The organism is Arthrobacter sp. Soil761, from assembly GCF_001428325.1.
Lineage (GTDB): Bacteria > Actinomycetota > Actinomycetes > Actinomycetales > Micrococcaceae > Arthrobacter.
This window is the reverse complement of the sequence record NZ_LMSF01000028.1, coordinates 143,520-166,249: the sequence shown is the minus strand read 5'-3', so window position 1 is coordinate 166,249 and position 22,730 is coordinate 143,520. Positions and strand designations below refer to the sequence as shown.

Sequence of the window (22,730 nt, the reverse complement as noted above, 5' to 3'; positions counted from 1 at the left end):
GTACCTTACTTCAAAGTGCGTACTCTCTGTTGGGAAGTTCTGCCGACTGGCCATGGTTGTGCCCTCTGACAGAGAAAAACTCCCGAAAGGAACCACCGTGAGCATTGTTGTTACAGGCGCCACCGGACAGTTGGGCCGCCACGTTCTTGAAGCCCTCCTGGAGCGGGGCGTACCCGCCGCGGATATCGTGGCCGCCGGCCGGTCGGTGGAGAAGCTCGCAGACTTTTCCGCGCGCGGGGTACGCGTGCAGCACATGGACTATGCCGACCCTGGTTCCGTGGCCGAAGCACTCAAGGGCGCCCGGCGGGTGCTGCTGATTTCCGGCAGCGAAGTGGGCCGGCGGGTGGAACAGCACCGCACCGTGATCAACGCCGCAAAGGCCGAAGGCGTGGAGCTGCTGGCCTACACCAGCATCGCCAATGCGGACACCACGGGCATGCTGCTGGCGGATGAGCACAAGGCCACGGAGGCGCTGCTGCGCGAATCCGGCGTCCCCTTCGTCCTGCTGCGCAACGGCTGGTACCTGGAGAACTACACGGAACAGCTGCCGGGCACCCTGGCCCAGGGAGCGCTCGCGGGCAGTGCCGGAGAGGGCAAGGTCAGCGGGGCCGCACGGGCCGACTACGCCCACGCCGCAGCAGCGGTCCTGGTGGCCGATGGCCAGGCCGGCAAGGTCTACGAGCTGGGCGGCGACGAGGCCTTCAGCATGGCGGACCTGGCGTCCGAGATCACCGCAGCCACGGGAAAACCTGTCCGCTACAACAACCTGCCCACCGAGGATTACGTTGGCCTGCTCACCGGTGTGGGTGTTCCCGAGGCTTTTGCCGGGATCCTGGCTGATTCGGACCTGGGCATTGCGCGCGGCGATCTCCTGGTCAGCACCGGCGACCTGCGCAGGCTGATCGGGCGCCCGACGACGTCCCTCGGCCAGGCGGTACGGGCCGCCGCTGCTGCGGGCTAGGGGAGCGCAGGCCTGACGGGGCAGTGGGCTGACAGGGCAGTGGCCTGACAGGCGCCGGTCTTACAGAGCAGAACATGGAAGTGCCCGGTCCGTTCGGGGACCGGGCACTTCTTGCTTCAGTACTGCTGCCAGGGCAGGTGCAGTCCTAGGTTTTGGATCCGGTTAGGGCCAGCGTTCCGCCGAGGCCGATCATCATTGCCCCGCCGACCGCCTCCACCGCGGGGACGCGCCGCGGTGAGCGGACGAACCACAGCCGCGCCCACCCCGCCGCGATCGCCCACACGCTGTCCGAGACCAACGCGATCAGCAGGAAGACAGCACCCAGCAGTGCAAGCTGGAACGGAATGTTGCCGGCAGGGTAGTCCACGAACTGGGGCAGGATCGCCACGAAGAACACCACCGACTTCGGGTTCGTGGCGCCCACCACCGCCCCCTGGCGCACCAACGTCCACGGAGTGGAGGCCGGCGGCGGCGCAAGCCGCCGGGAACCGTGCCCCCGGCGGACAATGGTCCGGATCCCCAGGAAAACCAGGTAAGCGGCACCTGCCAGCTTCACGATGCTGAAAAGAAGCACGGACTCGGCCACCACCACACCCACGCCAAGGGCCACGGCGATGACCTGGACCAACTGGCCCGTGGCATTTCCCAGGACGGTAAGGACGCCGCCGCGCCACCCCAGCGCGAGGGAACGTCCAATGACGAACAGCACGCTGGGGCCCGGGACGGCGATCAGGATTACGGACGCCAGGGCGAATGCCACCAGGTTGGACATTGGAACCATGGCTGATTGTAGCTCCGGTACGGGCGTCCGCAGCCGGCTGTTTCCGGCTTAGCTGCCCGTGCCTGCCCCGACCACCGGCAGCGGCGAGGTCTCGTCCTCAAGGTGGGCCCGGCGTCGGCCGACACCCTTGATCCACAGGCGGTAGGCCATCACCAGCAGTCCCAGCCATGCCGCGCCCACGTACAGGGCGATCCGGGTGTCCTCGAACGCGCCCAGGATGGCGATCACCAGCACCATGAAAGCGATGGTCAGGACGGAGGCGGCGGGCCACCACGGCGACGGGAATTCCGACGCCGGCAGGCCCCCGCGGGCGATTTCCCGCTTCATTGCAACATGGGACGCGAGGATCATCACCCAGACCCAAACGGTGGCGAAGGTGGCAATCGAGGCAATCACCAGGAACACATCCTCCGGAATAACGGCATTGAGGACCACTCCCACCAGGAGGATTCCCGCCATCATGACCACGGTCATCCACGGGACGCCGTGCCGGGAGACCTTGCCGAAGGCGGCCGGTGCATGGCCCTGGCTGGAAAGCCCGAAAAGGATGCGTCCGGCGCCGAAGATATCGCTGTTGATGGCTGAAAGCGCGGCCGTGATCACCACGGCGTTCAGGATGTGCGGTGCCGCCGGGATGCCCAGGCCGCTGAAGATCTGCACGAACGGGCTGCCACTGGTGCCCACCTGGTCCCACGGGAAGAGGCTCATCAGGACTCCGAGCGTGAGGACGTAGAACAGCAGCACGCGCACGGGCACAGTGTTCACGGCCTTTGGGATGACCTTTTTGGGGTCAGCCGCCTCGCCGGCCGTGATGCCCAGGGTCTCGATGCCGCCGAACGCGAACATCACCACGGCGAACGATGCCAGGAGGCCTTCGAAGCCGTTGGGGAACAATCCGCCATGGTCAACGAGGTTGCCCAGTCCCGGAGCCACGGCAGTGCCGTCGCCCTGGAAGCCGAACACGATCAGTGCAGCGCCGCCCGCGATCATGGCGATGATGGCCGCCACCTTGATCAGCGAGAACCAGAACTCAAGTTCTCCGAAGACCTTGACGCTGAGCAGGTTCAGCGCGGCGAGGAAGCAGATGACGGCCAGGATCCAGATCCAGCGGTCCACCTGCGGGAACCAGAAGCCCATATAGATGCTGAAGGCCGTGACGTCGGCGATCGCCACGATGGCCATCTCGAAAACGTACGTCCAGCCGGTCACGAAGCCGGCGAGGGGGCCGAGGTACCGGCTCGCGTACTGGCTGAAGGAACCCGATACCGGGTGCCGCACGGCCATTTCGCCCAAGGCGCGCATCACCATGAACGCGGCTGCGCCGCCGATGATGTAGGCCAGCAGAACTGCCGGCCCGGCTTTCTGGATGGCGGAGGCTGAGCCATAGAAGAGGCCGGTGCCGATCGCCGAGCCCAGCGCCATGAAGCGGATGTGCCGGACGTTCAGCCCGCGGTTGAGGACATGCCCCACGCCGGCAGTTGGCTTGTGCGTTTCCGCCGCGATTTCGGTCCGGGTTGGGGTTGGAGCTGGTTGCATGCAAATACCTTCTCGTCATTGGGAGGGGAGCCGCTAACCAGCAGACCATTTTCGCAGGCACCGTGATGAGGCTCACGGCGGGTTGCTGTCTTTCATTTCAGACTGTTCGCGGCGCCCTTTCGCTGCGGATATCATTTGGCGCTGCGCATCTTACTTTTCGCGCCGGATATTTAGGGCGCGAAAAGGGATATGCGTGTCGATAAGGCGTACGACGGAGCGAATGTCCGGTATTCCAGACACGGTGAGTCCGAACGGGGTTCAAACGACATCTCAAGGGGCGCAAGCTTAAGTACGGGATACCGGACAGAGCTAGCCAGAAAGACCCTTCCAGCCGATGAGCACTGCACTAAGCGCCGAAACAGGAGGCGCCGGGAACCAGGCGCCCCGGGCATCCGTCAAGGCAACGTCAAAAGTTCCTGCCGCAGAAAACACCCTGCGCATCCTCAAGCTGTTGGCTTCGCGGCGTGGCCCCATGGCGGCGTCGCAGATCGCGTCCAGCCTGGACCTGCCCCGCTCCAGCGTCTACCACCTGCTGGGGGTGATGGAGGCCAATGGCTTCGTCCTCCATTTGCACGAGGAACAGCGCTACGGGCTGGGCATCAGCGCTTTCGAGCTCAGCTCCGCGTACTCGCGCCAAGAGCCGCTGTCCCGGTTGGGCCGCCCACTGCTTGCCTCGCTGGTGGACGCGATTGGCGAGAGCGCCCACCTCGCCGTCCTGCACGGCCGCGACGTCCTGTACATCGTGGAGGAGCGGGCCAAGAACCGCCCGTCCCTGGTCACCGACGTCGGTGTCAGGCTTCCCAGCCACCTCACTGCCAGCGGCCGGGCCATCCTTGCCGCCCTGCCTAAATCCCAGGTGCGCGCCCTGTACCCCAACGCTGCTGCCTTCACTGCGCGGCACGAGGTGGAGGGGGCCATCATGAAGTACTCTGCCCTGTCCTCGCACCTGGACCAGGTCCGCCAGCGGGGCTACGCCACCGAACACGGCGAGGTGACCCCTGGCTTCGGCTCCATTGCCGCCGCGGTCACCGACCATTTGGGGTGGCCTACCGCGGCCGTCGCGGTCACCTTCCTGGAGGACAAACTGCCTGCTGACGAGTGGCCGGTACTGGCGGCCCGGGTGCAGAAAGTAGCCGACGAACTCTCGGTCCGCATCCACGGCCGCCCGGTCAAATGAGCGCAGCCAAACAACTGACGGCGCTGGTCTGAAATACCGGACAGCACCCCGCTAAAACCGCTGTGAAGCCCGTCCTCAAAGGGCTTTAGTTGATACAGAACTTCTTCGAAACCTCAGACACCAAGAAAAGGAGCCCATCATGGCACCCGCCGATTTCACCACCGGGGCCCGCCCGGTCAAAGCAGCCCGCGGCACCGAGCTCACCGCCAAGTCCTGGCAGACCGAAGCGCCGCTGCGCATGCTGATGAACAACCTGGATCCCGAGGTCGCCGAGCGCCCGGACGACCTGGTGGTCTACGGCGGCACTGGCCGCGCCGTCCGCTCCTGGGCAGCGTTCGATGCCATCACCCGCACCCTGGAGACCATGGAAAAGGACGAGACCCTGCTGGTCCAGTCCGGTAAGCCGGTGGGCGTCTTCCGTACCAACGAGTGGGCCCCACGCGTGCTGCTGGCCAACTCCAACCTCGTCGGCGACTGGGCAACCTGGCCCGAATTCCGCCGGCTCGAGGCCGAGGGCCTGATGATGTACGGCCAGATGACGGCCGGTTCATGGATCTACATCGGCACCCAGGGCATCCTGCAGGGCACCTTTGAAACCTTTGCCGCGATCGCCCGCAAGCTCACCGGGGACGAAAACGGCACGCTCGCCGGCACGCTGACCCTCACCGGCGGCTGCGGCGGCATGGGCGGCGCCCAGCCGCTCGCCGTCACCCTGAACGAAGGCGCCTGCCTGATTGTCGACGTCGACGAAACCCGCCTGCGCAGGCGGGCCGGCAAACGCTACCTGGACGAGGTGGAAACCGACCTCGACGCCGCCATCGCCAAGGTGCTCAAGGCCAAGGAGGAACGCCGCGGCTGGTCCGTGGGCTACGTGGGCAACGCCGCCGAAGTCTTCCCCGAGATCCTGCGCCGCCACAAGGCCGGCGAGCTGACGGTGGACATCGTCACCGACCAGACCTCCGCCCACGATCCCCTGTCCTACCTGCCCGAAGGCATTTCCGTGGACGAGTGGCACCGCGAGGCAGAGGCTGATCCTGAAGGGTTCACCAAGAAGGCCCAGGCATCCATGGCCCGGCACGTCCAGGCCATGGTGGAATTCCAGGACGCCGGCGCCGAGGTGTTCGACTACGGCAACTCCATCCGCGACGAAGCCCGCAAGGGTGGTTACGCCCGGGCCTTCGAGTTCCCCGGCTTCGTCCCCGCCTACATCCGGCCCCTGTTCTGCGAAGGGCTTGGCCCGTTCCGCTGGGTTGCCCTGTCCGGTGACCCGGAAGACATCCGGGTGACGGACGAAGCCATCAAGGAGCTCTTCCCGGAGAACAAGCACCTGCACCGCTGGATTGACGCCGCCCAGGAACGGGTCGAGTTCGAGGGCCTGCCGGCGCGCATCTGCTGGCTCGGCTACGGTGAACGCGCCAAGGCCGGCCTGCTCTTCAACCAGCTCGTCAAGGACGGCAGGGTCAAGGCTCCCATCGTGATCGGCCGCGACCACCTGGATTCGGGCTCCGTCGCCTCCCCGTACCGCGAGACCGAGGCCATGGCGGACGGCTCCGATGCCATCGCCGACTGGCCAATGCTGAACGCCCTGCTCAACACTGCCTCCGGCGCCACCTGGGTGTCCCTGCACCACGGCGGCGGTGTGGGCATCGGCCGCTCCATCCACGCCGGCCAGGTTTCCGTCGCCGACGGCACCGACCTCGCAGCGCAGAAACTCGAGCGCCTCCTCACCAACGACCCCGGCATGGGCGTCATCCGCCACGCCGACGCCGGCTACGAACGCGCCCTCGACGTCGCCAGGGAACGCGGCGTCCGCATCCCCATGAATGAAGGCAAGTAGAAAATGACTGTTACGACACACGAACCGCTGACCGTCACCCTCGGGTCCGTCGGCGTCACGCCCGGGGATCTGCTCGCCGTCGCACGCCACGGCGCGAAGGTGACCATCGCGCCGGACGCCCTGGAAACCGTCGCCAAGGTGCGCGCCCACATCGATGACCTCGCCGCCAGCGACGTCCCCGCCTACGGCATCTCCACCGGGTTCGGTGCCCTGGCCAACCGCCACATCCCGAATGAACTGCGCACCCAGCTGCAGAAGTCCCTCATCCGGAGCCACGCTGCGGGCATGGGGCCGGCCGTGGAGCGGGAGGTGGTCCGCGGCATCATGTTCCTGCGCGCCAAGACCCTTGCCTCCGGCCGCACCGGCGTCCGCCCCGTGGTCCTGCAGACCATGGTGGACGTCCTCAACGCCGGCATCACCCCCGTGGTCCGCGAGTTCGGCTCGCTGGGCTGCTCCGGTGACCTGGCGCCACTGTCCCACTGCGCCCTGGTCCTGATGGGCGAAGGGGAAGCGGAAGGGCCCGACGGCGTGACTTACGGCGGGCGGGGAGAGCGGCCTGTCGCTGAGCTGCTGGCAGAACACGGCATCGAGCCCGTCACCCTCGCCGAAAAGGAGGGCCTGGCCCTGGTCAACGGCACCGAGGGCATGCTGGGCATGCTCCTGATGGCCATCGCCGATCTTCGCCAACTGCTGTCGACGGCGGACATCACCGCCGCCCTCAGCGTCGAGGCGCTGCTGGGCACCGACCAGGTATTCCTGCCCGAACTGCACGCTGCGCTGCGGCCCCACCCGGGCCAGGCGGCAAGCGCGGACAACATGCTCCGCGTGCTGTCGGACTCTCCCATCGTGGCGTCGCACCGGGTGGGGGACTCCCGGGTGCAGGACGCCTACTCGCTGCGCTGCGCCCCCCAGGTTGCCGGTGCCGTCCGGGACACCGTTGACCACGCCGAATTGGTGGCCACCCGGGAGCTGGCGGCAGCCATCGACAACCCCGTGGTCCTTCCCGACGGGCGTGTGAGCTCCAACGGCAACTTCCACGGCGCGCCCGTGGCATACGTCCTGGACTACCTGGCCATCGCCGTCGCCGACCTCAGCTCCATCGCTGAACGCCGGACCGACCGCATGCTGGATCCTGCCCGGTCGCATGGCCTGCCCGCCTTCCTCGCCGCTGACCCCGGCGTGGACTCAGGGCTGATGATCGCCCAGTACACCCAGGCCGGCCTGGTTTCGGACAACAAGCGGCTTGCCGTTCCGGCCTCCGTGGACTCGATTCCGAGCTCCGCCATGCAGGAGGACCATGTCTCCATGGGCTGGCATGCGGCACGCAAGCTGCGCAAGGCGGTGGAAAACCTCCGCCGCGTCCTGGCCATCGAACTGGTGACCTCGGCCCGGGCGCTGGACATCCGCTCGCAGCTCTCGGGCGGGGTCCTGACGCCGGGGCCCGCGGGTACCGCTGTCGTGGCCGCGCTCCGCGGGGTGGTGGAGGGGCCGGGGACGGACCGGTTCCTGTCGCCGGAACTGGAAGCGGCTGACCGCCTGGTCGCCTCAGGTGACGTGCTCCGGGCAGCCGAATCCGCCGTCGGGCCGCTCGCCTGATACCGAAGAGTCTTCAGCGCCTACTGACCGTCCGTCCGAAAGGTGGAATTTCCGGCGCCACGGCCCACCGTGGCGCCGGGAGTGTAGTAGAACTGAAGATGTAGTGAAAGTCACATCAAAGAAGCTGTGGCAGCAGAACGATACAAAGGGGTAGAAGTTCAAATGAAAGCACGTGGGGCAGTCCTGTCCAGGCGCAATGCCCATTCCGCCGCGGTATCCAACTGGAAGGCCCTCAAGGCCGGGGACCGCGTCGAGATCATCAAGCATGCGCATGTGGTGGCAGCCGGGGAGGTGGAAGAGGTGTCCCAAAGCGGCAACGTCCTTTGGCTGGTTCCGGCCGGTCCGTCAGGCCCCGCGGAGAAGCAGCTTTTCCTGAAGTCCGACGGCGTGGAGGTCCGCCGCGGCTAGCAGTCCCGCAAGCAGCAACAAAAAAATCCCCGCACTGCCGTATGGCGTGCGGGGATTTTTTGTAGGCGTGGTCAGGCCGCGAAGGACTCGTACGTTTCGCCGAAAGGTACTGATGCGTCCAGGGCTACCGTGTAGCTTCCCGGGTGCAGCCTGGTGACGCGGATGCCGCACTCGGCATCCTTCGCTGCCACCCCAATCAGTTCGGCCACCGCCTCTTCCAGTCCTGCGTGGACCTCGCTGGCGCTGGAGAACTCCAGGCTGATGGACCGCAAAGCAGGTCCTTCGGTGGGCTTGGCGGCGGCGGGGATCCGCTCCAATGTGGCTGTAGTCATGTACTGCACTTTCTGTGTTTCGTGCCAAGATGGCTCAACCATTCTACCGACTGCTCCGGTTAGATGTCAGATGACTGTCCTTTCAGGCGCTGGATGTGCAGTCACAAAGGCTTATGTTCGCGGGATCGCAGCGAATCAACGACCATGGATCTCGGGGCCCGGGGGCCCTGGAAGCACCCGATCGATACGGCTTGAGGAGAATTCGGTATGAAGATCATGCGCCTGGGCGAAAGCGGCAGCGAGCAGCCTGCGGTCCTGGTTTCCCCGGCGGACGGCATCGACCGGTATTTCAGCCTGTTGCCCCTTACCGCCGACGTGGACGGGGAGTTCCTTGCCGGGGGCGGACTGGACAGGGTGCGGGATGCACTGGAGGCCGGGGAACTGCCGGTTTTGGCGGGCGCCGCTGCGCTTCGGGTTGGTTCCCCCGTGGCCCGGCCCGGTTCGGTGGTGGGCATCGGGATGAACTACGCCGCCCATGCCGCCGAATCGGGTGCCGAACCGCCAACGGTTCCCGTCGTCTTCCTCAAGCCCAGCAACACCGTCACCGGACCCTGCGACCCCGCCCCGCTTCCGCCGCACTCCACCCAATATGACTGGGAAGTGGAACTGGGCATCGTGATCGGCAGCGAAGCCAGCTACCTCGGGTCCGTCGACGAGGCGTCCAAGTGCATTGCCGGCTATGTGACCGCCAACGACTTCTCCGAGCGGGAATACCAGTTGCCGGGAGCGGCGGGGCAATGGACCAAGGGGAAATCCCTTCCCGGGTCCACGCCCCTGGGCCCCTGGCTGGTTCCGGCGGGGGAGATCGACGGCGGCAACCTGCGGCTGCGCAGCTGGGTGAATGGTGAGCCGCGCCAGGATTCGTCGTCATCGGAGCTCATCTTTGATGCGCCCTCACTGGTCCACCACTGCAGCCAGTACATGCGGCTTGAACCGGGTGACGTGATCCTGACCGGGACGCCGCAGGGTGTGGCCCTCAGCGGCCGTTTCCCCTACCTCCAGCCGGGCGACGTGGTGGAGGTAGAGGTGGACGGCCTGGGCCGCCAGCGCCAGGAGTTGTTCCGGGCACGGGCGGCCGTCAGAGCCTAGGGTTACTGGCCCGCTTTTACCGCCAGGACCGGGCAGTCCGCCTCCAGCAGGATGCGCTGGGACGTGCTGCCCATGATCAGCTTGCCCACCGGGGTGCGGCGGCGCAGGCCGATCACGATCAGTTCGGCGTTGTGCTCCTCCGCGGCGTCCAGCACCTCGGCCGCGGCATCATGGCCGCGGACGGGCCGCTTGATCAGGTACTCGATGCCCTGGCCGGCCAGCCGCTTCTCGATGTCCTGGATGTCGCCGTCCTGCGCAAAGCGGTTGTCCACCGGTGCTTCGCCCTTTGAGGAGTTGATCAGCACCAGGGTGCTGTTGCTCTTCCTGGCCTCGGTGATGGCCTGGGTGAGGGCGGCTTCGCCCTCGGGGGTGGGGACGTATCCCACAACGACGGTCATGGAGTCTCCTTTTCTGCTCGATGCGGGTAGTGGGATCTGGCGACGGGGCGGGCCTGCTCAGTCGCTGTAGTCAGCTGCGCCCGAATTGGCGGGAACCAGCGGCCTGCGGTCCGGACGGCTGCGCCGGTACAGCTTGTAGGCAAAGGGCCAGAGCAGGATGAGGCCAATGATGACATAGATCCCGACGGCGATCGGCTCGCTGAAGAGCCCTGCCGGGTCACCCGCGCTCAGCTGCAGGGTCTTGCGGAGCTGCCCTTCGATCCGCGGACCCAGGATCACGCCAAGGATCAGCGGCAGGACGGGAAGCCCGAAGCGCCGCATCATGAAGCCCAGTGCGCCCAGGACCAGCAGGATCACCAGGTCGAACGCCTGCAGGTTCACCGAGTAGGCGCCCAGCGTGGCGAAGAACAGGATGCCGGCATACAGGTAGGGGCGGGGCAGCTGCAGGAGTTTCGCCCACATCGGTGCCAGCGGGAGGTTAATCAGCAGGAGCAGCAGGTTGCCAATGAAGAGGCTGGCGATCAGCGCCCACACAAGGGGCCCTTGGCTTTCGAAAAGCTGCGGACCCGGCTGGATGCCGTAGCTGGTGAAGGCGGCGAGCATGACGGCGGCGGTGGCGTTGGTGGGCAGGCCCAGTGCCAGCATGGGAGTCAGGGTGCCGGCGGCCGCCGCGTTGTTGGCCGCTTCCGGACCGGCAACGCCCTCGATGGCACCCTTGCCGAACTCTTCGGGGTGTTTGCTGAGGCGCTTTTCCGTGACATAGGAGAGGAAGGTTGGGATCTCGGCGCCGCCTGCCGGCAGTGCACCGAACGGGAAGCCAAAGGCGGTCCCGCGCAGCCAGGGCTTCCAGGAGCGCTTCCAGTCGGACTTGCCCATCCAGGGCTGGCCCACGGGAATGGCATGCAGGGGGGTACGGCGCAGGTGCGCGGCCACCCAGAGGGCCTCTCCCACGGCGAAGATGGCCACGGCCACCACCACGATGTCCAGGCCGTCCGCCAGGAGCGGCTGGCCGAAGGTGAGGCGGCGCTGGCCGGTCACGGAGTCCATGCCCACAAGACCAATGGCCAGGCCCAGGCCCAGGGAAGCAAAGCCGCGCAAGCGCGACGAACCGAGTACGGCCGTGACCGCCAACAGCGCCAAGACCATGATGGCGAAGTAGCTGGGTGCACCAAGGCTCACTGCGAACTTCACCACGATCGGCGCGCAGACGGCCAGCAGCGCCGTGCCGATGGTGCCGGCGACGAACGAGCCGATGGCCGCCGTCGCAAGCGCCTGCGCCGCCCTGCCCGCCTTGGCCATCTTGTTGCCCTCGATGGCGGTGACCACGGAGGACGATTCGCCGGGAGTGTTGAGGAGGATCGAGGTGGTGGAACCGCCGTACATGCCGCCGTAGTAGATGCCGGCGAACATGATGAAGGCGCTGGTGGGTTCCAGGGCATAGGTGACGGGGAGCAGCAGGGCAACGGTCATGGCCGGGCCCAGGCCGGGGAGGACACCGACGGCGGTGCCCAGGACGACGCCGATGACGGCGTACAGGAAATTCATGGGGGTCAGGGCGGTGGCGAAGCCGTCCATCAGGGAGGACCAGACGTCCATTTAGAGGATTCCTTCCAGGAGGCCGGCCGGCAGCGCGATGCCCAGGCCGAGGTAGAAGCCGTAGAAGGTCAACAGGGACAGGGCCACGGAGATCGCGCCGTCCCGGACGTAGCGGCGGCTGCCGAGGGCCAGGACGCTGCCCCAGAACAGGACGGTTCCGGAGATCACCCAGCCGGCCCAGTCGATCAGCAGGATGTTCAGGATGAACGCGCCGGCCAGCGGCAGGACGGTCTTCCAGTCGGCGGGGTGCGTGAGGTCGACGTCCTCGCCGCCCTCAGCCTCGCCCTTGCCGCCGCGCAGGACGTTGACGGCCAGCAGCACGGCGCAGACCACCAGCATTCCGGCCACGATGAACGGAACGGTTTTGGGACCCACCGGGTCGGACTTCGAATACGGGGTTACCAGGCCGTTGGCATCCAGGAAGACCAGGACGCCGGCCGCCCCGAGCAGGAGTGCAACTCCCAGCTCGGAGCGGCCTTTGAGGCCTGTGGTCAGGGAGGTCACGCCAACCCAAGCTTGGTGAGGACGTCCGCCACCCGCTTGTCCTGCTCGGTGAGGAAGGTCTTGAACTGGTCACCGGTGATGAAGGCATCGGTCCAGCTGTGGGTCTTCAGCGCTTCCTTCCAGCCGGCCGTGCCGTGCATCTTTTCCAGGGCTGCGATCAGGGATGCCTTGTCCTTGTCGCTGATTCCCGGAGGGGCCACGACGCCGCGCCAGTTGGTGAACACCAGGTCGATGTTGGATTCCTTGAGCGTGGGTGCGTCCACGCCGTCCAGGCGCTTCTCGCCGCTGGTGGCCAGGACCCGGACCTCGCCGGATTCGATCTGCTTCAGGTACTCGCCGGCGCCGGAAGCGGCGAAGCCCAGCTTGTTGCCCAGGATTGCGGGCAGGAGGTCGCCGCCGCCGTCGTAGGCAACGTAGTTGACCTTGGTGGCGTCGATGCCCACGGCCCCGGCCAGCTGCATGGGCAGCAGGTGGTCCGGGCCGCCGGGGGAGGAGCCGCCGCCCACGGCGATGGAACCGGGATCGGCTTTCCAGGCCTTCACCAGGTCATCGATGGTCTTGTACGGGGAGTCCTTGCTGACCATGATGGCGCCGGGCTCTTCGATCAGCCGGGCCAGCGGGGTGGTGTCGGTCAGCTTGGACTCGGACTTGTTGGTGTAGCTGGCGCCGACAACGCCCAGGCCCATGAGCATGGCAAGATCGCCGTTGCCCTTCTCGTTGACCACGCGGGCCAGGCCCACCGTGCCGCCGGCCCCTGCGAGGTTGAAGACCTCGGTGTTAGTGGAGATCTTCTCGTCGTCGAGAACCTTCGCGGCGGCGCGGGCGGTGGTGTCGTAACCGCCGCCGGGGGTGTTGGGGACCATGATCTGCAGGCCGGTGATGGGTCCGGCGGCGGCGCCGGAGCTTTCCGAACCGGTGGAGCTCTTGCTGGTGGCACCGCAACCGGTGGCCATCAGGGCGATGCCGGCGGCAACGGCGGCAATTCGCAATGCGCGGATCTGGCGCATGTGTTCCTCTTCTCTCGAACAAATCTGACCGGCATCGGCTGCCTTGCGGTTCCGATGCCTTGTGGTTCCGATGCTAGGGGCGGCCGTGACGCCGATCACTCTTGTGTACGCAGAGAAAGTTGTGTTCATTGCGTTCACGTTTCCAAACCCCCACAACGGCCCGGCCGCGGGCTTTGGGATATAGTTCCCGGTACCAACCCCGGCCCTGGGCCCGCGCTGCTGCGCGCATAAGGGGCCAGCCAAACCCGCCGGACAACTCCCGGCCCAACCAGCAACTCCAGGAAGACCATTGTGACTCGACGACGAGGAATGTCCCTCGCGGGGCAGTACCTTCTGCTGCAGTTGCTCATTGTCCTGGCCGTCCTGGTGGGCGTGGTGGCCATCTCCCTGGCCCAGTCCGCGGCCGCCTTCGAACGGATCGAAGGCAGGCGTGCCCTGTCGGCCGCGGAAGCCCTGGGCGGCAACCCCGTGGTGCGCGAACTCCTCCCGGACGCCGAACCGCGCGGCGGGGCCGTCCTGCCGTCGGTGGCGGAATCCGTCCGGATCGTCTCGGGCTCCTCCCGGGTCGCGCTCGCGAAACTGGACCGCACCGTGGTGGCGTCCTCGGACCCCAGCCTGCTGGGCGAGCCGCTGGAGCTCGGCGCCAGCCGGGTGATGGAAGGCAGGGCCTGGACCGGAGTGGTGGGCGGCACGCCCGCCCCGCTCCTCTCCGCCCACGTCCCGGTCCTGGACGATACCGGCCGCATGATCGGGATCGCCTCCATCAGCCGCAACTATCCCACCGTGCTCGAGCGGCTGGGCGACGCCGTCCCCAACCTCCTCACGTACCTGGGCGTCGCCAGCGTCCTGGGCATTGCAGGCTCCTTGCTGCTCTCGCGGCGGGTCAAACGGCAGACTCTCGGCATGGAACCCAGCGAAATCACCAGCCTGGTGGAGAACCGCGAAGCCATGCTGCACGGCCTCAAGGAGGGTGTGGTTGCGCTGGACCTGCACGATCGGATCACGGTGGCCAACCACAGCGCCCGCGCCCTGCTCGGACTCCCGCCCGACTGCGTGGGCAAACGCGTGGCGGGCCTCGCCGTCGAACCCGCCCTCAAGGAAGTCCTCACCCGGGACCAGCCCGGGTCGGACCAGCTGGTGCTGGTGGGGGACCGGCTGGTGGTGATGAACCGGGTGCCCATCCAGTCCCGCGGCCGGGTCATCGGCTCGGTCACAACCCTTCGCGACCGCACGGAACTCTCCGAACTGGAGCAGGAACTCGGCACCACCCGCACTGCCACGGACACCCTGCGGGCCCAGGCGCACGAGTTCGCCAACCAGCTGCACGTCATTTCCGGCCTGATCCAGATCGGCGAGTACGACTCCGTGGTCCAGTTCGTCAACGGTGCCACCGTGGACCGGACCCGGCTCAATGACGAAGTGACCGGCCGGATCAAGGATCCCGCGCTCGCTGCCCTCCTGATCGCCAAGTCCAGCCTCGCCACCGAACGGGGCGTGGCCCTGCAGCTGCACCCCGACTCCGTGCTGGACCCCGTTGATGACGAGTTGTCCCGGGACCTCACCACCGTGGTGGGGAACCTGGTGGACAACGCGTTCGACGCCGTCACCGGGCTTCCGCAGGGAGTCGTCACGGTGCGGGTGGAGGGCAAGGCAGGGAAAGACGTCGTGGTGACGGTGCGGGACAATGGTCCCGGCGTTCCCGGCAGCTCCACGGACCACATCTTCCGCCAGGGCTTCACCACCAAGGAACCGGGCCCGGCCGGCAGCCGCGGTTTCGGGCTGGCGCTGTCCCGGGTGGTGTGCCGCCGCAGTGGCGGGAACCTGGCGGTGGCCAACGATAATGGGGCTGTCTTTACCGCCGTGCTGAAACGAGGGAGTACCCAGCCATGATCAAGGTCCTGATCGTCGATGACGACTTCATGGTCGCCAAGGTGCATGCCGGCTTCATCCAGCGCACGCCGGGCTTCGCCGTGGTGGGTGCGGCACACACCGGGGCCCAGGCCGTGGCGGAAACCGAACGGCTCCAGCCGGACCTGGTGCTGCTGGACATCCACCTTCCGGACATCAACGGCCTTGACCTGATGCAGCGCCTGCGAGCGGTGGCACCGGAGCTGGACGTGCTGGTCATCAGTGCCGCACGGGAGGTGGAGACCGTGCGGAAGGCGCTCCGGGGCGGCATTGTCCATTACCTGATCAAGCCTTTTTCGCAGACGGACCTGCAGGAGCGGCTGGAGCACTACCGCAATGCCTACCAAGGCCTTGACGCGTCCAAGGACGTGGCCGAGCAGTCGGACGTCAACCGGGTGTTCGGCCTGGACCGCGCCGAACGTCCGCTCCCCAAGGGCTGCAGCATCGAGACCCTGAAGCTGGTGGAGGCGGCACTGAACGCTGCCGCCGGTGACGTGTCAGCCGCAGAAGTGGCCCAGGAACTGGGCACTTCCCGCGTCAGCGCCCGCCGCTACCTGGAATACCTGCACGACGAAGGCACCCTGGAGGTGCGGCTCAAGTACGGCGTGGGACGGCCGGAGCGCCGGTACGTCCTGAAGGGAGCCTGATTCCGGGCTGCGGCGTCTTTCAGCGCAGCAGCGTGTCCACCAGCCGCGCTGCGGTTTTGGCGGTCCGGCCGTCGATGTCGAAGGCCGGGTTCAGCTCCGCAACGTCCAGGTGCAGGAGCTTCCCGCTCCGCGCCACCTGCCGGCACACGGCGGAAATAACAGGCAGCGGCACGCCGTAGGCCGCGGGCGCGCTCACCCCGGGCGCCACGGCCGCGGGCAGCACATCCAGGTCGATGGTCAGGTACAGCACGTCAATGTCCGCCAGGAAGGCGTCCACGAAGTCCCGCACCCTCTCTGCGTCGCAGTCCTCGTCCAGCAGGTACCGAACGCCCAGCGTCCGGGCGGTGTCGAACAGGACCCGGGTGTTGTTCGGCTCCGAGATGCCCACGACGGCGTAGCGGAATTCCCGCCCGGCGTCCGCTTCCGCATGGGCCATCTGCAGGAACGGGGTCCCGGAACTGGGCACCGGCTCGTCGCGGAGGTCGAAGTGGGCGTCAAGGTTCAGGACACCAAGCCGCTGCCCGTTGCGGACCGCCGACGAGGCGCTGACGCCGAGGTAGCTCGCGTAGGCGGTTTCGTGGCCGCCGCCCAGGACAACGGTCTGGTGGCCGGCGTCCAGCAGGGCCGCCACTGCGCGGCCAAGCCGTTCCTGCCCGGCTTCCAGGTCTTCCCCCGGCACCGCCACGTCGCCGAGGTCAGCCACCGTCCGGTCGAGGTGGAAAGCGAGCGGGCCCAGCGCCTTCCGCAAGGCTGCGGGGGCGGCGGACGCTCCGGTGCGCCCCTTGTTCCGGCGCACGCCCTCGTCGCTGGCGAAGCCCAGCAGGGCCACGGGCCTGCCGGTCGCTGTACCCCCCGTACCCGGCGCACCCATCCCGTCCCCCGCACCCGCCGTGGTGCTGTCCAGCGTGTCAACTGCCTGCCACCATCGGCGGTGGCCGGGAGCGTCGCCGTCGAACCTCCCGGTCCAGGGCTGGGGCGGGACATCGACGGCGGGGAGCTGGAGGGACATGACTCAAGCTCACCGCATGCGGGGCACGAAAACCAGCAACGCCGCCGTCGTCCTGTCCGGGATCCAAGAACCCCTAACTCCAGGACCCGGCTTCCAGGTACCCGGACTTCTTACTGCGCCGGGGATATGCCGGGTGCAGGGGTTATGGTGAGAGCAGTCCGCCCCATCGAAGCGTGGCGTGTCCGCTTCCGGATCCACGCAACCATTCCAGGCTGGAGAGCCTTCCCCATGTTCGAAGCCCCAGACATCCTCTTTGCCGCGGCAGGCATCGCCGTCTTCATCGCCGCGGTCCTGCCCAAGCTGCTGCGCGACATGCCGCTGTCCATGCCCATGGTTTTCCTTGGTGCCGGGATGGGGGCGTTCGCGCTGATTCCATCGCTGCCGGACCCTAACCCGGTGGAGCACGGCGATTTTGTCATGCACCTTGCGGAGGTCTGCGTGATCATTTCGCTGATGGGCGCCGGACTGGCCCTGGACCGGCCGGTGGGACGCAAGCGCTGGTCCACCACGTGGCGGCTCCTGGGCATCGCCATGCCGTTGTGCATCCTGGGGTTGACGCTGCTGGGCATGTGGTTCCTGGGCCTGGGGCTGGGCGCGGCCCTGCTGGTGGCCGCCAGCCTCGCCCCCACGGACCCGGTCCTCGCGTCCGAAGTCCAGGTGGGCGAGCCCGCCGACCAGGATGGCCATACCGACAAGGAGGATGAGGTCCGGTTCGGACTCACCTCGGAAGCCGGGCTGAACGACGGGCTGGCTTTCCCGTTCGTGTACCTGGCCATTGCCATCAGCGTCGCCGGGGCAAGCCCAACTGCCTGGTTTGGCGAATGGTTCGGGCTGGACGTGCTGTGGCGGCTGGCCATCGGGCTGCTGGTGGGCTTCCTCACCGGCAAGCTGCTGGCAAGGGTCTTCTTCTCCGCCCATGCGGAGAGCTTCAGGCTGTCCAACCACTCCGAGGGGTTCGTGGCCCTGGCGGCGACGTTCCTGGCCTATGGGCTGACGCAGATGGTGGCGGGCTACGGATTCATCGCGGTCTTCGTCTGCGCCGTGACCATCCGCGCAGCTGAACGCACCCACGGCTACCACCGGGTGCTGCACTCCTACGTGGAGCAGCTGGAACGGCTCCTGACGGTGGTGATCCTGGTCCTGCTCGGCGGTGCAATCGCCCGTGGGCTGCTTGAAGGGATTGGCTTGGGGGAAGTGCTGGTGGCGTTGGCATTCCTGCTGGTGGTCCGGCCGCTTGCCGGCTGGCTGGGCCTGCTGGGCGGCAAGACCGGGCCGCGGGAACGCGTGGCGCTCTCCTTCTTTGGTATCCGCGGCATCGGGTCGGTGTACTACCTGGCCTTTGCGCTGGGCGAAGGCCACTTCACGGACCAGGCACACTGGCTCTGGTCCTTCATCGGGCTGGTGGTGGCGCTGTCCATCGTGATCCATGGCGCCACCACCTCGCCCCTCATGAACCGGCTGGACCGGCTGCGCGAAAGGAAGGCGCTGGCGGTGTCCGGCGACGAGGGACTCGCGCCGAACACCCCTGTATAGCTGCATGCCTGTGCAGCTATACAGGGGTCTAGCTACATGCCCAGTGCGGCCTCGATGGGCCCGATGGCGAAGAACAGTGCGAACGCCGCGGCCACGGCCCACATCAGCGGGTGGATGTCCTTGACCCGTCCCTGGACGGTGCGAATCAGGACGTACGCGATGAAGCCTGCGCCCAGGCCGTTGGCGATGGAGTAGGTGAACGGCATAAGGGTGAACGTCAGGAACGCCGGGATGGCGATGCCCCAGTCCTGCCAGTCGATCTTGCCCACCTGGGACACCATCATGAAGCCCACCACTACCAGCGCCGGGGCCACTGCCTCGAACGGCACCAGGTTGATCAGCGGGGTGAAGAACATGGCCACCAGAAACAGCAGGCCGGTGACCACCGAGGCGATACCGGTGCGGGCGCCTTCGCCGATGCCGGCGCCGGCCTCGACATAGATCTGGTTGGAGGAGACGGAAGCGCCGCCGCCGATGATGGCGCCGAGTGCGTCCACCTGGAGCACGCGGTCGACGTCGGGAATGTTGCCGTGCTCGTCCACCGTCCCGGCCTCGTTGGCCAGGCCCACCATGGTGCCCATGGCGTCGAAGAAGATGCTGAGCAGGATTACGAAGGCCAGCAGGGTGGCGGCCACGAAGCCGAGGTGTTCGAAGGCGCCGAAGGGATTGGCCTTGCCGATCAGGGACAGGTCAGGGGCGGCCCAGCCGGAGAACGCCGGCGCCACCAGGGACCAGCCCTGGGGGTTGAAGTTCTTGCCGTCGAAGCTGGGTCCGATGTGCAGGGTTGTCTCAAGGATCACGGACAGCACGGTGGAGGTGATGATGCCGATCAGGATGGCGCCCTTGATCTTGCGCACCACAAGGGCGATGGTCAGGATCAGGCCGAAAACGAACACGGCCGTGGGCCAGCCCAGCAGCTTGCCTTCGAAGCCAAGGCCAACGGGCACCGTGGTGCCTGCAACGTCCGGAATGCGCCGCACGAATCCGGCGTTGACCAGCCCGATCAGGGCGATGAACAGGCCGATGCCCACCACGATTGCCGTCTTGAGGCCGTCCGGCACGGCCTTGAAGACGGCGGTCCGGAAGCCGGTGAGGACCAGGATCAGCATGGTGACGCCGGAGAGGACCACCAGGCCCATCATGTCCGGCCAGCTGAGTTCCGGGTTTGTGGCCACGGTGACGGCCACGAAGGCATTCACGCCGAGGCCGGTGGCCAGCGCGAAGGGATGCCGGCCCCAGGCGCCCATCAGGATGGTCAGGATGCCTGCCACGAACGCGGTCACGGCGGCCACGGCGGTGAAGCCCAGTGTGGTGCCGTTCGAGTCCGGACCGGACAGGATCAGCGGGTTCAGCACCACGATGTAGCTCATGGCGAAGAAGGTGGCGAACCCGCCGCGGATCTCGCGGGAAAGGTTGGAACCGCGCTCGGTGACCCTGAAATACCGGTCCAGGGCAGAGCCTTGCTTAAGCATTAGTCCTCCGGGGAAGTGTGTGGGGATACCTGCATCCTAAGGGGGCGGCAGGGAATGGGCCGGCAAATGCGCCTAGTCTGTAAGGAAGCCAACACAAGGAGCAGCCCAAACATGCGCCACGTCCGCCGCCGACTGCTGGGCTTTGTGCCCGGTTTCTTCGTCCTCTCCTTTGTCCTCGCCGCCGCGATGCTGGGCCTGGCGGGCCCGGCCAGCGCCCACGATGCCGCAGAGTCCACCAGCCCGGCCCAGGGTGCGGCGCTGCCGGCGCCGCCCGGCGAGGTTTCGGTGACCTTCAGCAACAAGCCGCTGGGCATCGGCTCGTCGTTCTCGGTCAAGGACGCCGGCGGTACCGAATGGGCTGACGGGTCCGTGCAGATCGTGGACAACGTGGCCACCCAAAAGCTTCGGCCAGGCGGCCCCGCGGGGAAGTACACCGTGGCATGGCGCGTGGTCAGTTCGGACTCGCACCCCATTGAGGGCACATTCACTTTCACCGCGGCCACAGGCGACCCGTCCGCAACGGCGGGCCCGGCCAGTCCGACGGCGGCGGGTGCAGTTCCGGGAATGGGTACAGCACAGCCCGGGGTTACGGAGGAGCCGTCCGTGCCTGCCAATGCCGGCGAGCCCTTCCAGTGGAGCATCGTGATTTTTGCGGCCGTTGCCGTGGGGCTGCTGGTGGCCCTCGGCGTCCTGGCCCGGCGCCGGCTCACAGGCGACGGGGATGACGGGGACGGCATGGATGCCGGGGAGGACGGCCGGGGGTAGCCCGGCCCGGGGGTGCCGGCCGGCTCCGGCCTGGCGGCGGGCAGGGCTGTCAGCAGGTCAGCACCGCAAAGCTGCCCGTTGCCGGGAAGGCGCCGCCGGATGGGTGGCCACTGCCCGGATTGACCTTGGCGGAGATGGCCTGGCCCACCGTCTTGGCCTGGCGCAGTACTTCCTTGGGCGACGGCGTGATCAGCTCACCCACTCCCACCAGGTAGATGCCAATGGCCCGCATGGCCGCTGCCACGTTCCGGCCTACGGCGATCCCGAAGTCGTTGAGCATGCGTCGCAGCTGGCTGTGGGCGCACCTGGTCAGGACGATGTGGTCGGCCACCAGGATGCCGGTGGGGGTGTGCACCTGCCATTGCGGAGCGGCGCCGTGCCCGGGTCCCTGGAGCATGGTCAGCTGGACCGCGCGGGTTGTGTTCCGGACGTCCACGCTGTGGCTTGTGGCGTAATTGCGCAGATGGCGCAGGATCTCGTTGCGCTCCCGGAGGGTGTCGCTGTCCGCCGCGTCGCAGCGCTGCAGCGATGACGTGTTTGCGGGTTGCCCGGCGCCGAGGATGTCCAGCCCGTCCACCACAATGGAGGCCACGCGGTGGCGGCGCAGTTCTGCGGCCACGGCAAGCCCGGACAGGCCCGTGCCAATGATGACAGTGGTGGTCTGTTCGGTCTGGGCATCCCCAGGCATGCTTGACACTACAGTTTCCCTCCTTCGAAGCTTTCGGCAGGTGCCGGCGTCCTCGCCGGCTCGCGTCCCGTTACCCCCAAGTACGGCCGCAGCGCATGGCCCGGGACAGTGCGCGCAGGAAGTTGCGGTTGGCGTCCCGGACCAACAATGTCCTGAAGACTACAGAACAAATGCGGCCGTGGATAGCCCAATGAGGAAAACGTTTCTGATGACATGAAGGCGCTTTCCCAGCCGCTCCGGAGGGCCTGTGGATAACCCGGCCTACCCGCCCCTGAACAGGCTTGCTAAGCCCTGGGAGACGGAGAATAGTGGGAATCGGGAACGGCCCTTTTCCTGCCGGTGCCGCTGGGGGCCGGGATGCACGGGGAGTGGTCCGTTTTCTGGCAGAATAGCCGCAACATCAGGCGTATCGCGAGGAGGCGGCCCCCATGGGCTCACGAGAGTTGCACCCGGACCAGGCCCGGGACGGTGGTGGTGCGTCACCCGCTCCCCACGGCATCGTGGTGGGCGTGGACGGTTCGGACCATGGCCAGTGCGCCTTGGTGTGGGCCGCGCGGGAAGCCCAGCGCCGCCGTCGTCCGCTCCATATCGTCACCGCCTATTCCGTGCCGATCTTCGCCGCGTCCGGACTGGACGGAGGCTATGCCACGGTGGACGATTCCGTCATCCGTGAAGGTGCCGAGGCCATCGCCAAGCAGGCTGTTGAAAAGGTTTCCGCTTACGACATTGATGTCAGTTCCTCCGTAGAGAACGGCGACGCAGCAGGAGTCCTGCTGGAAATCTCCGAAACCGCGGAACTCCTGGTGGTGGGCACCCGCGGCCGCGGCGGCTTCGTGGGCCGCCTCCTGGGATCGGTCAGCAGTGCCCTGCCTGCCCATGCAAAATGCCCCACCGTGACGGTCCCCTTATTCTGTTCGGACCGGCTCGGTGAAACCACCGAGGACCGCCGCGTCAAGGCGGAGCAGGCCAAGTCCGGCCACCGGCTGGTGGAGAACGTGGTGGTGGTCGGCGTCGATGGCTCCGAGCAGGCACGCGTTGCCGTCCTCGAAGCAGCCGACCAGGCCGAACGGCTGGGTGCCTCGCTCCGCGTGATCTGTGCCGTCCCCCAGTACAGCGGTTCCCTGGCCTGGGTTCCCGCACCCATGGACCGGAAGGCATTGTTTGACGATATCCGGGTCACCCTGGAGGCCGGCATGGCGTGGCTCCGCAGCCACTACCCGCACCTGCGGGCTGACTACGAGCTGAAGGACGGTTCGCCGGTGGACGTGCTCGTGGAGGAAAGCCGGCACGTGGAACTGGTGGTGGTGGGTACCCGCGGCCGCGGGGGCTTCACCGGAATGCTTCTGGGCTCAACGTCCGATGGTGTCCTGCACCATGCAAAGGGCCCGGTCATGGTGGTCCCGGACCGGGAAGACCCCCGCCTGGCGGACCGTGCGCGGTTCGGTCCGATCCTCGGCGACGCCGCCTAGCCGGCACCGGACAAACA

21 protein-coding genes are annotated in these 22,730 nt (G+C 67.1%); 11 read left to right on the top strand and 10 right to left on the bottom strand.

The genetic code is table 11. The features are described 5' to 3' along the window. Positions 1-97: 97 nt before the first annotated feature. Entirely contained in the window at positions 98-961 is an 864-nt protein-coding gene (locus tag ASG79_RS15290) for an SDR family oxidoreductase (protein WP_018772207.1), read from the top strand. A 145-nt stretch (positions 962-1,106) separates the two neighbouring features. Here ASG79_RS15290 and ASG79_RS15285 read toward each other — a convergent pair whose 3' ends face one another. Both ASG79_RS15285 and ASG79_RS15280 read right to left on the bottom strand, forming a co-directional pair. Beyond that, complete coding sequence (locus ASG79_RS15285; RefSeq protein WP_026266143.1) at positions 1,107-1,742, bottom strand: LysE family translocator; 636 nt, start codon at positions 1,740-1,742, stop codon at positions 1,107-1,109. Between the two features lie 48 nt (positions 1,743-1,790). Next, on the bottom strand, positions 1,791-3,278 hold the full coding sequence (locus ASG79_RS15280) for an amino acid permease (RefSeq protein ID WP_056392288.1): 1,488 nt from the start codon (positions 3,276-3,278) through the stop codon (positions 1,791-1,793). Positions 3,279-3,612: 334 nt separating this feature from the next. On the opposite strand from ASG79_RS15280, the gene ASG79_RS15275 reads away from it, so the two are divergent. The 4 genes from ASG79_RS15275 to ASG79_RS15260 all read left to right on the top strand — a co-directional run bounded on the left by ASG79_RS15275 (position 3,613) and on the right by ASG79_RS15260 (position 8,296). After that, the gene (locus ASG79_RS15275; RefSeq protein ID WP_018771733.1) at positions 3,613-4,455 is read left to right on the top strand and encodes an IclR family transcriptional regulator; all 843 of its coding nucleotides are present in this window, start codon (positions 3,613-3,615) and stop codon (positions 4,453-4,455) included. Positions 4,456-4,594: 139 nt separating this feature from the next. Next, positions 4,595-6,292 carry a urocanate hydratase gene (hutU, locus tag ASG79_RS15270; RefSeq protein WP_018771732.1) on the top strand — a complete coding sequence of 566 codons (1,698 nt, stop codon included), beginning with the start codon at positions 4,595-4,597 and terminating at the stop codon, positions 6,290-6,292. A gap of 3 nt (positions 6,293-6,295) precedes the next feature. After that, the gene (hutH, locus tag ASG79_RS15265; RefSeq protein ID WP_056392285.1) at positions 6,296-7,888 is read left to right on the top strand and encodes a histidine ammonia-lyase; all 1,593 of its coding nucleotides are present in this window, start codon (positions 6,296-6,298) and stop codon (positions 7,886-7,888) included. A gap of 162 nt (positions 7,889-8,050) precedes the next feature. After that, complete coding sequence (locus ASG79_RS15260) at positions 8,051-8,296, top strand: hypothetical protein (RefSeq protein WP_018771730.1); 246 nt, start codon at positions 8,051-8,053, stop codon at positions 8,294-8,296. A gap of 71 nt (positions 8,297-8,367) precedes the next feature. Here the strand turns inward: ASG79_RS15260 and ASG79_RS15255 are convergent, their stop codons facing one another. Beyond that, positions 8,368-8,628 carry a hypothetical protein gene (locus tag ASG79_RS15255; RefSeq protein WP_056392283.1) on the bottom strand — a complete coding sequence of 87 codons (261 nt, stop codon included), beginning with the start codon at positions 8,626-8,628 and terminating at the stop codon, positions 8,368-8,370. A gap of 207 nt (positions 8,629-8,835) precedes the next feature. Here ASG79_RS15255 and ASG79_RS15250 point away from each other — a divergent pair, with 207 nt between their 5' ends. Then, complete coding sequence (locus tag ASG79_RS15250; RefSeq protein ID WP_056392281.1) at positions 8,836-9,717, top strand: fumarylacetoacetate hydrolase family protein; 882 nt, start codon at positions 8,836-8,838, stop codon at positions 9,715-9,717. A gap of 2 nt (positions 9,718-9,719) precedes the next feature. On the opposite strand, the gene ASG79_RS15245 is transcribed toward ASG79_RS15250, so the two are convergent. From ASG79_RS15245 to ASG79_RS15230, 4 genes are read right to left on the bottom strand one after another with little or no spacing between them, the layout of a single operon-like run. Beyond that, a complete protein-coding gene (locus tag ASG79_RS15245; RefSeq protein WP_018771727.1) occupies positions 9,720-10,115 on the bottom strand; it encodes a universal stress protein in 396 nt (131 codons plus the stop codon). Positions 10,116-10,172: 57 nt separating this feature from the next. After that, a complete protein-coding gene (locus ASG79_RS15240) occupies positions 10,173-11,711 on the bottom strand; it encodes a tripartite tricarboxylate transporter permease (RefSeq protein WP_018771726.1) in 1,539 nt (512 codons plus the stop codon). Beyond that, positions 11,712-12,215 (bottom strand): tripartite tricarboxylate transporter TctB family protein, encoded by a 504-nt coding sequence (locus ASG79_RS15235; protein ID WP_018771725.1) that lies wholly within the window; start codon positions 12,213-12,215, stop codon positions 11,712-11,714. After that, positions 12,212-13,222, bottom strand: a complete 1,011-nt coding sequence (locus ASG79_RS15230) for a Bug family tripartite tricarboxylate transporter substrate binding protein (protein ID WP_018771724.1) — start codon at positions 13,220-13,222, stop codon at positions 12,212-12,214. Before ASG79_RS15230 ends, ASG79_RS15235 begins: the two co-directional genes overlap by 4 nt. A 309-nt stretch (positions 13,223-13,531) precedes the next feature. Between ASG79_RS15230 and ASG79_RS15225 the strand changes: the two genes are divergently transcribed. Beyond that, positions 13,532-15,112, top strand: a complete 1,581-nt coding sequence (locus ASG79_RS15225) for a sensor histidine kinase (RefSeq protein ID WP_056392279.1) — start codon at positions 13,532-13,534, stop codon at positions 15,110-15,112. Further along, a complete protein-coding gene (locus ASG79_RS15220; RefSeq protein WP_018771722.1) occupies positions 15,109-15,777 on the top strand; it encodes a response regulator in 669 nt (222 codons plus the stop codon). The genes ASG79_RS15225 and ASG79_RS15220 overlap by 4 nt, the downstream gene beginning before the upstream one ends. A 19-nt stretch (positions 15,778-15,796) precedes the next feature. Here ASG79_RS15220 and hutG read toward each other — a convergent pair whose 3' ends face one another. Further along, positions 15,797-16,786, bottom strand: coding sequence for a formimidoylglutamase (gene hutG, locus ASG79_RS15215; RefSeq protein WP_056392278.1), 990 nt, complete (start codon positions 16,784-16,786; stop codon positions 15,797-15,799). Between the two features lie 228 nt (positions 16,787-17,014). On the opposite strand from hutG, the gene ASG79_RS15210 reads away from it, so the two are divergent. Beyond that, positions 17,015-18,319: a cation:proton antiporter gene (locus ASG79_RS15210; RefSeq protein WP_056392276.1), complete on the top strand. Its 1,305-nt coding sequence runs from the start codon at positions 17,015-17,017 to the stop codon at positions 18,317-18,319. Between the two features lie 32 nt (positions 18,320-18,351). Here the strand turns inward: ASG79_RS15210 and ASG79_RS15205 are convergent, their stop codons facing one another. Continuing rightward, a complete protein-coding gene (locus ASG79_RS15205; protein ID WP_056392274.1) occupies positions 18,352-19,791 on the bottom strand; it encodes an NCS2 family permease in 1,440 nt (479 codons plus the stop codon). Positions 19,792-19,902: 111 nt separating this feature from the next. Here ASG79_RS15205 and ASG79_RS15200 point away from each other — a divergent pair, with 111 nt between their 5' ends. After that, positions 19,903-20,556: a copper resistance protein CopC gene (locus ASG79_RS15200; protein WP_082581780.1), complete on the top strand. Its 654-nt coding sequence runs from the start codon at positions 19,903-19,905 to the stop codon at positions 20,554-20,556. Positions 20,557-20,605: 49 nt separating this feature from the next. On the opposite strand, the gene ASG79_RS15195 is transcribed toward ASG79_RS15200, so the two are convergent. Beyond that, positions 20,606-21,244, bottom strand: coding sequence for an NAD(P)-binding protein (locus ASG79_RS15195; protein WP_018771717.1), 639 nt, complete (start codon positions 21,242-21,244; stop codon positions 20,606-20,608). Between the two features lie 428 nt (positions 21,245-21,672). Here ASG79_RS15195 and ASG79_RS15190 point away from each other — a divergent pair, with 428 nt between their 5' ends. Next, entirely contained in the window at positions 21,673-22,713 is a 1,041-nt protein-coding gene (locus tag ASG79_RS15190; RefSeq protein ID WP_056392273.1) for a universal stress protein, read from the top strand. The last annotated feature ends 17 nt before the right edge of the window (positions 22,714-22,730 follow it).

Coding starts and splice junctions, on each gene's coding strand:
- ASG79_RS15225 (WP_056392279.1), top strand. CDS start 13,532: ATGTCCCTCGCGGGGCAGTACCTTCTGCTGCAGTTGCTCATTGTCCTG.
- ASG79_RS15275 (WP_018771733.1), top strand. CDS start 3,613: ATGAGCACTGCACTAAGCGCCGAAACAGGAGGCGCCGGGAACCAGGCG.
- ASG79_RS15210 (WP_056392276.1), top strand. CDS start 17,015: ATGTTCGAAGCCCCAGACATCCTCTTTGCCGCGGCAGGCATCGCCGTC.
- ASG79_RS15220 (WP_018771722.1), top strand. CDS start 15,109: ATGATCAAGGTCCTGATCGTCGATGACGACTTCATGGTCGCCAAGGTG.
- hutG (WP_056392278.1), bottom strand. CDS start 16,786: ATGTCCCTCCAGCTCCCCGCCGTCGATGTCCCGCCCCAGCCCTGGACC.
- ASG79_RS15190 (WP_056392273.1), top strand. CDS start 21,673: ATGGGCTCACGAGAGTTGCACCCGGACCAGGCCCGGGACGGTGGTGGT.
- ASG79_RS15240 (WP_018771726.1), bottom strand. CDS start 11,711: ATGGACGTCTGGTCCTCCCTGATGGACGGCTTCGCCACCGCCCTGACC.
- hutU (WP_018771732.1), top strand. CDS start 4,595: ATGGCACCCGCCGATTTCACCACCGGGGCCCGCCCGGTCAAAGCAGCC.
- ASG79_RS15230 (WP_018771724.1), bottom strand. CDS start 13,222: ATGCGCCAGATCCGCGCATTGCGAATTGCCGCCGTTGCCGCCGGCATC.
- ASG79_RS15280 (WP_056392288.1), bottom strand. CDS start 3,278: ATGCAACCAGCTCCAACCCCAACCCGGACCGAAATCGCGGCGGAAACG.
- ASG79_RS15260 (WP_018771730.1), top strand. CDS start 8,051: ATGAAAGCACGTGGGGCAGTCCTGTCCAGGCGCAATGCCCATTCCGCC.
- ASG79_RS15245 (WP_018771727.1), bottom strand. CDS start 10,115: ATGACCGTCGTTGTGGGATACGTCCCCACCCCCGAGGGCGAAGCCGCC.
- ASG79_RS15200 (WP_082581780.1), top strand. CDS start 19,903: ATGCGCCACGTCCGCCGCCGACTGCTGGGCTTTGTGCCCGGTTTCTTC.
- ASG79_RS15195 (WP_018771717.1), bottom strand. CDS start 21,244: ATGCCTGGGGATGCCCAGACCGAACAGACCACCACTGTCATCATTGGC.
- ASG79_RS15250 (WP_056392281.1), top strand. CDS start 8,836: ATGAAGATCATGCGCCTGGGCGAAAGCGGCAGCGAGCAGCCTGCGGTC.
- ASG79_RS15205 (WP_056392274.1), bottom strand. CDS start 19,791: ATGCTTAAGCAAGGCTCTGCCCTGGACCGGTATTTCAGGGTCACCGAG.
- ASG79_RS15255 (WP_056392283.1), bottom strand. CDS start 8,628: ATGACTACAGCCACATTGGAGCGGATCCCCGCCGCCGCCAAGCCCACC.
- hutH (WP_056392285.1), top strand. CDS start 6,296: ATGACTGTTACGACACACGAACCGCTGACCGTCACCCTCGGGTCCGTC.
- ASG79_RS15285 (WP_026266143.1), bottom strand. CDS start 1,742: ATGGTTCCAATGTCCAACCTGGTGGCATTCGCCCTGGCGTCCGTAATC.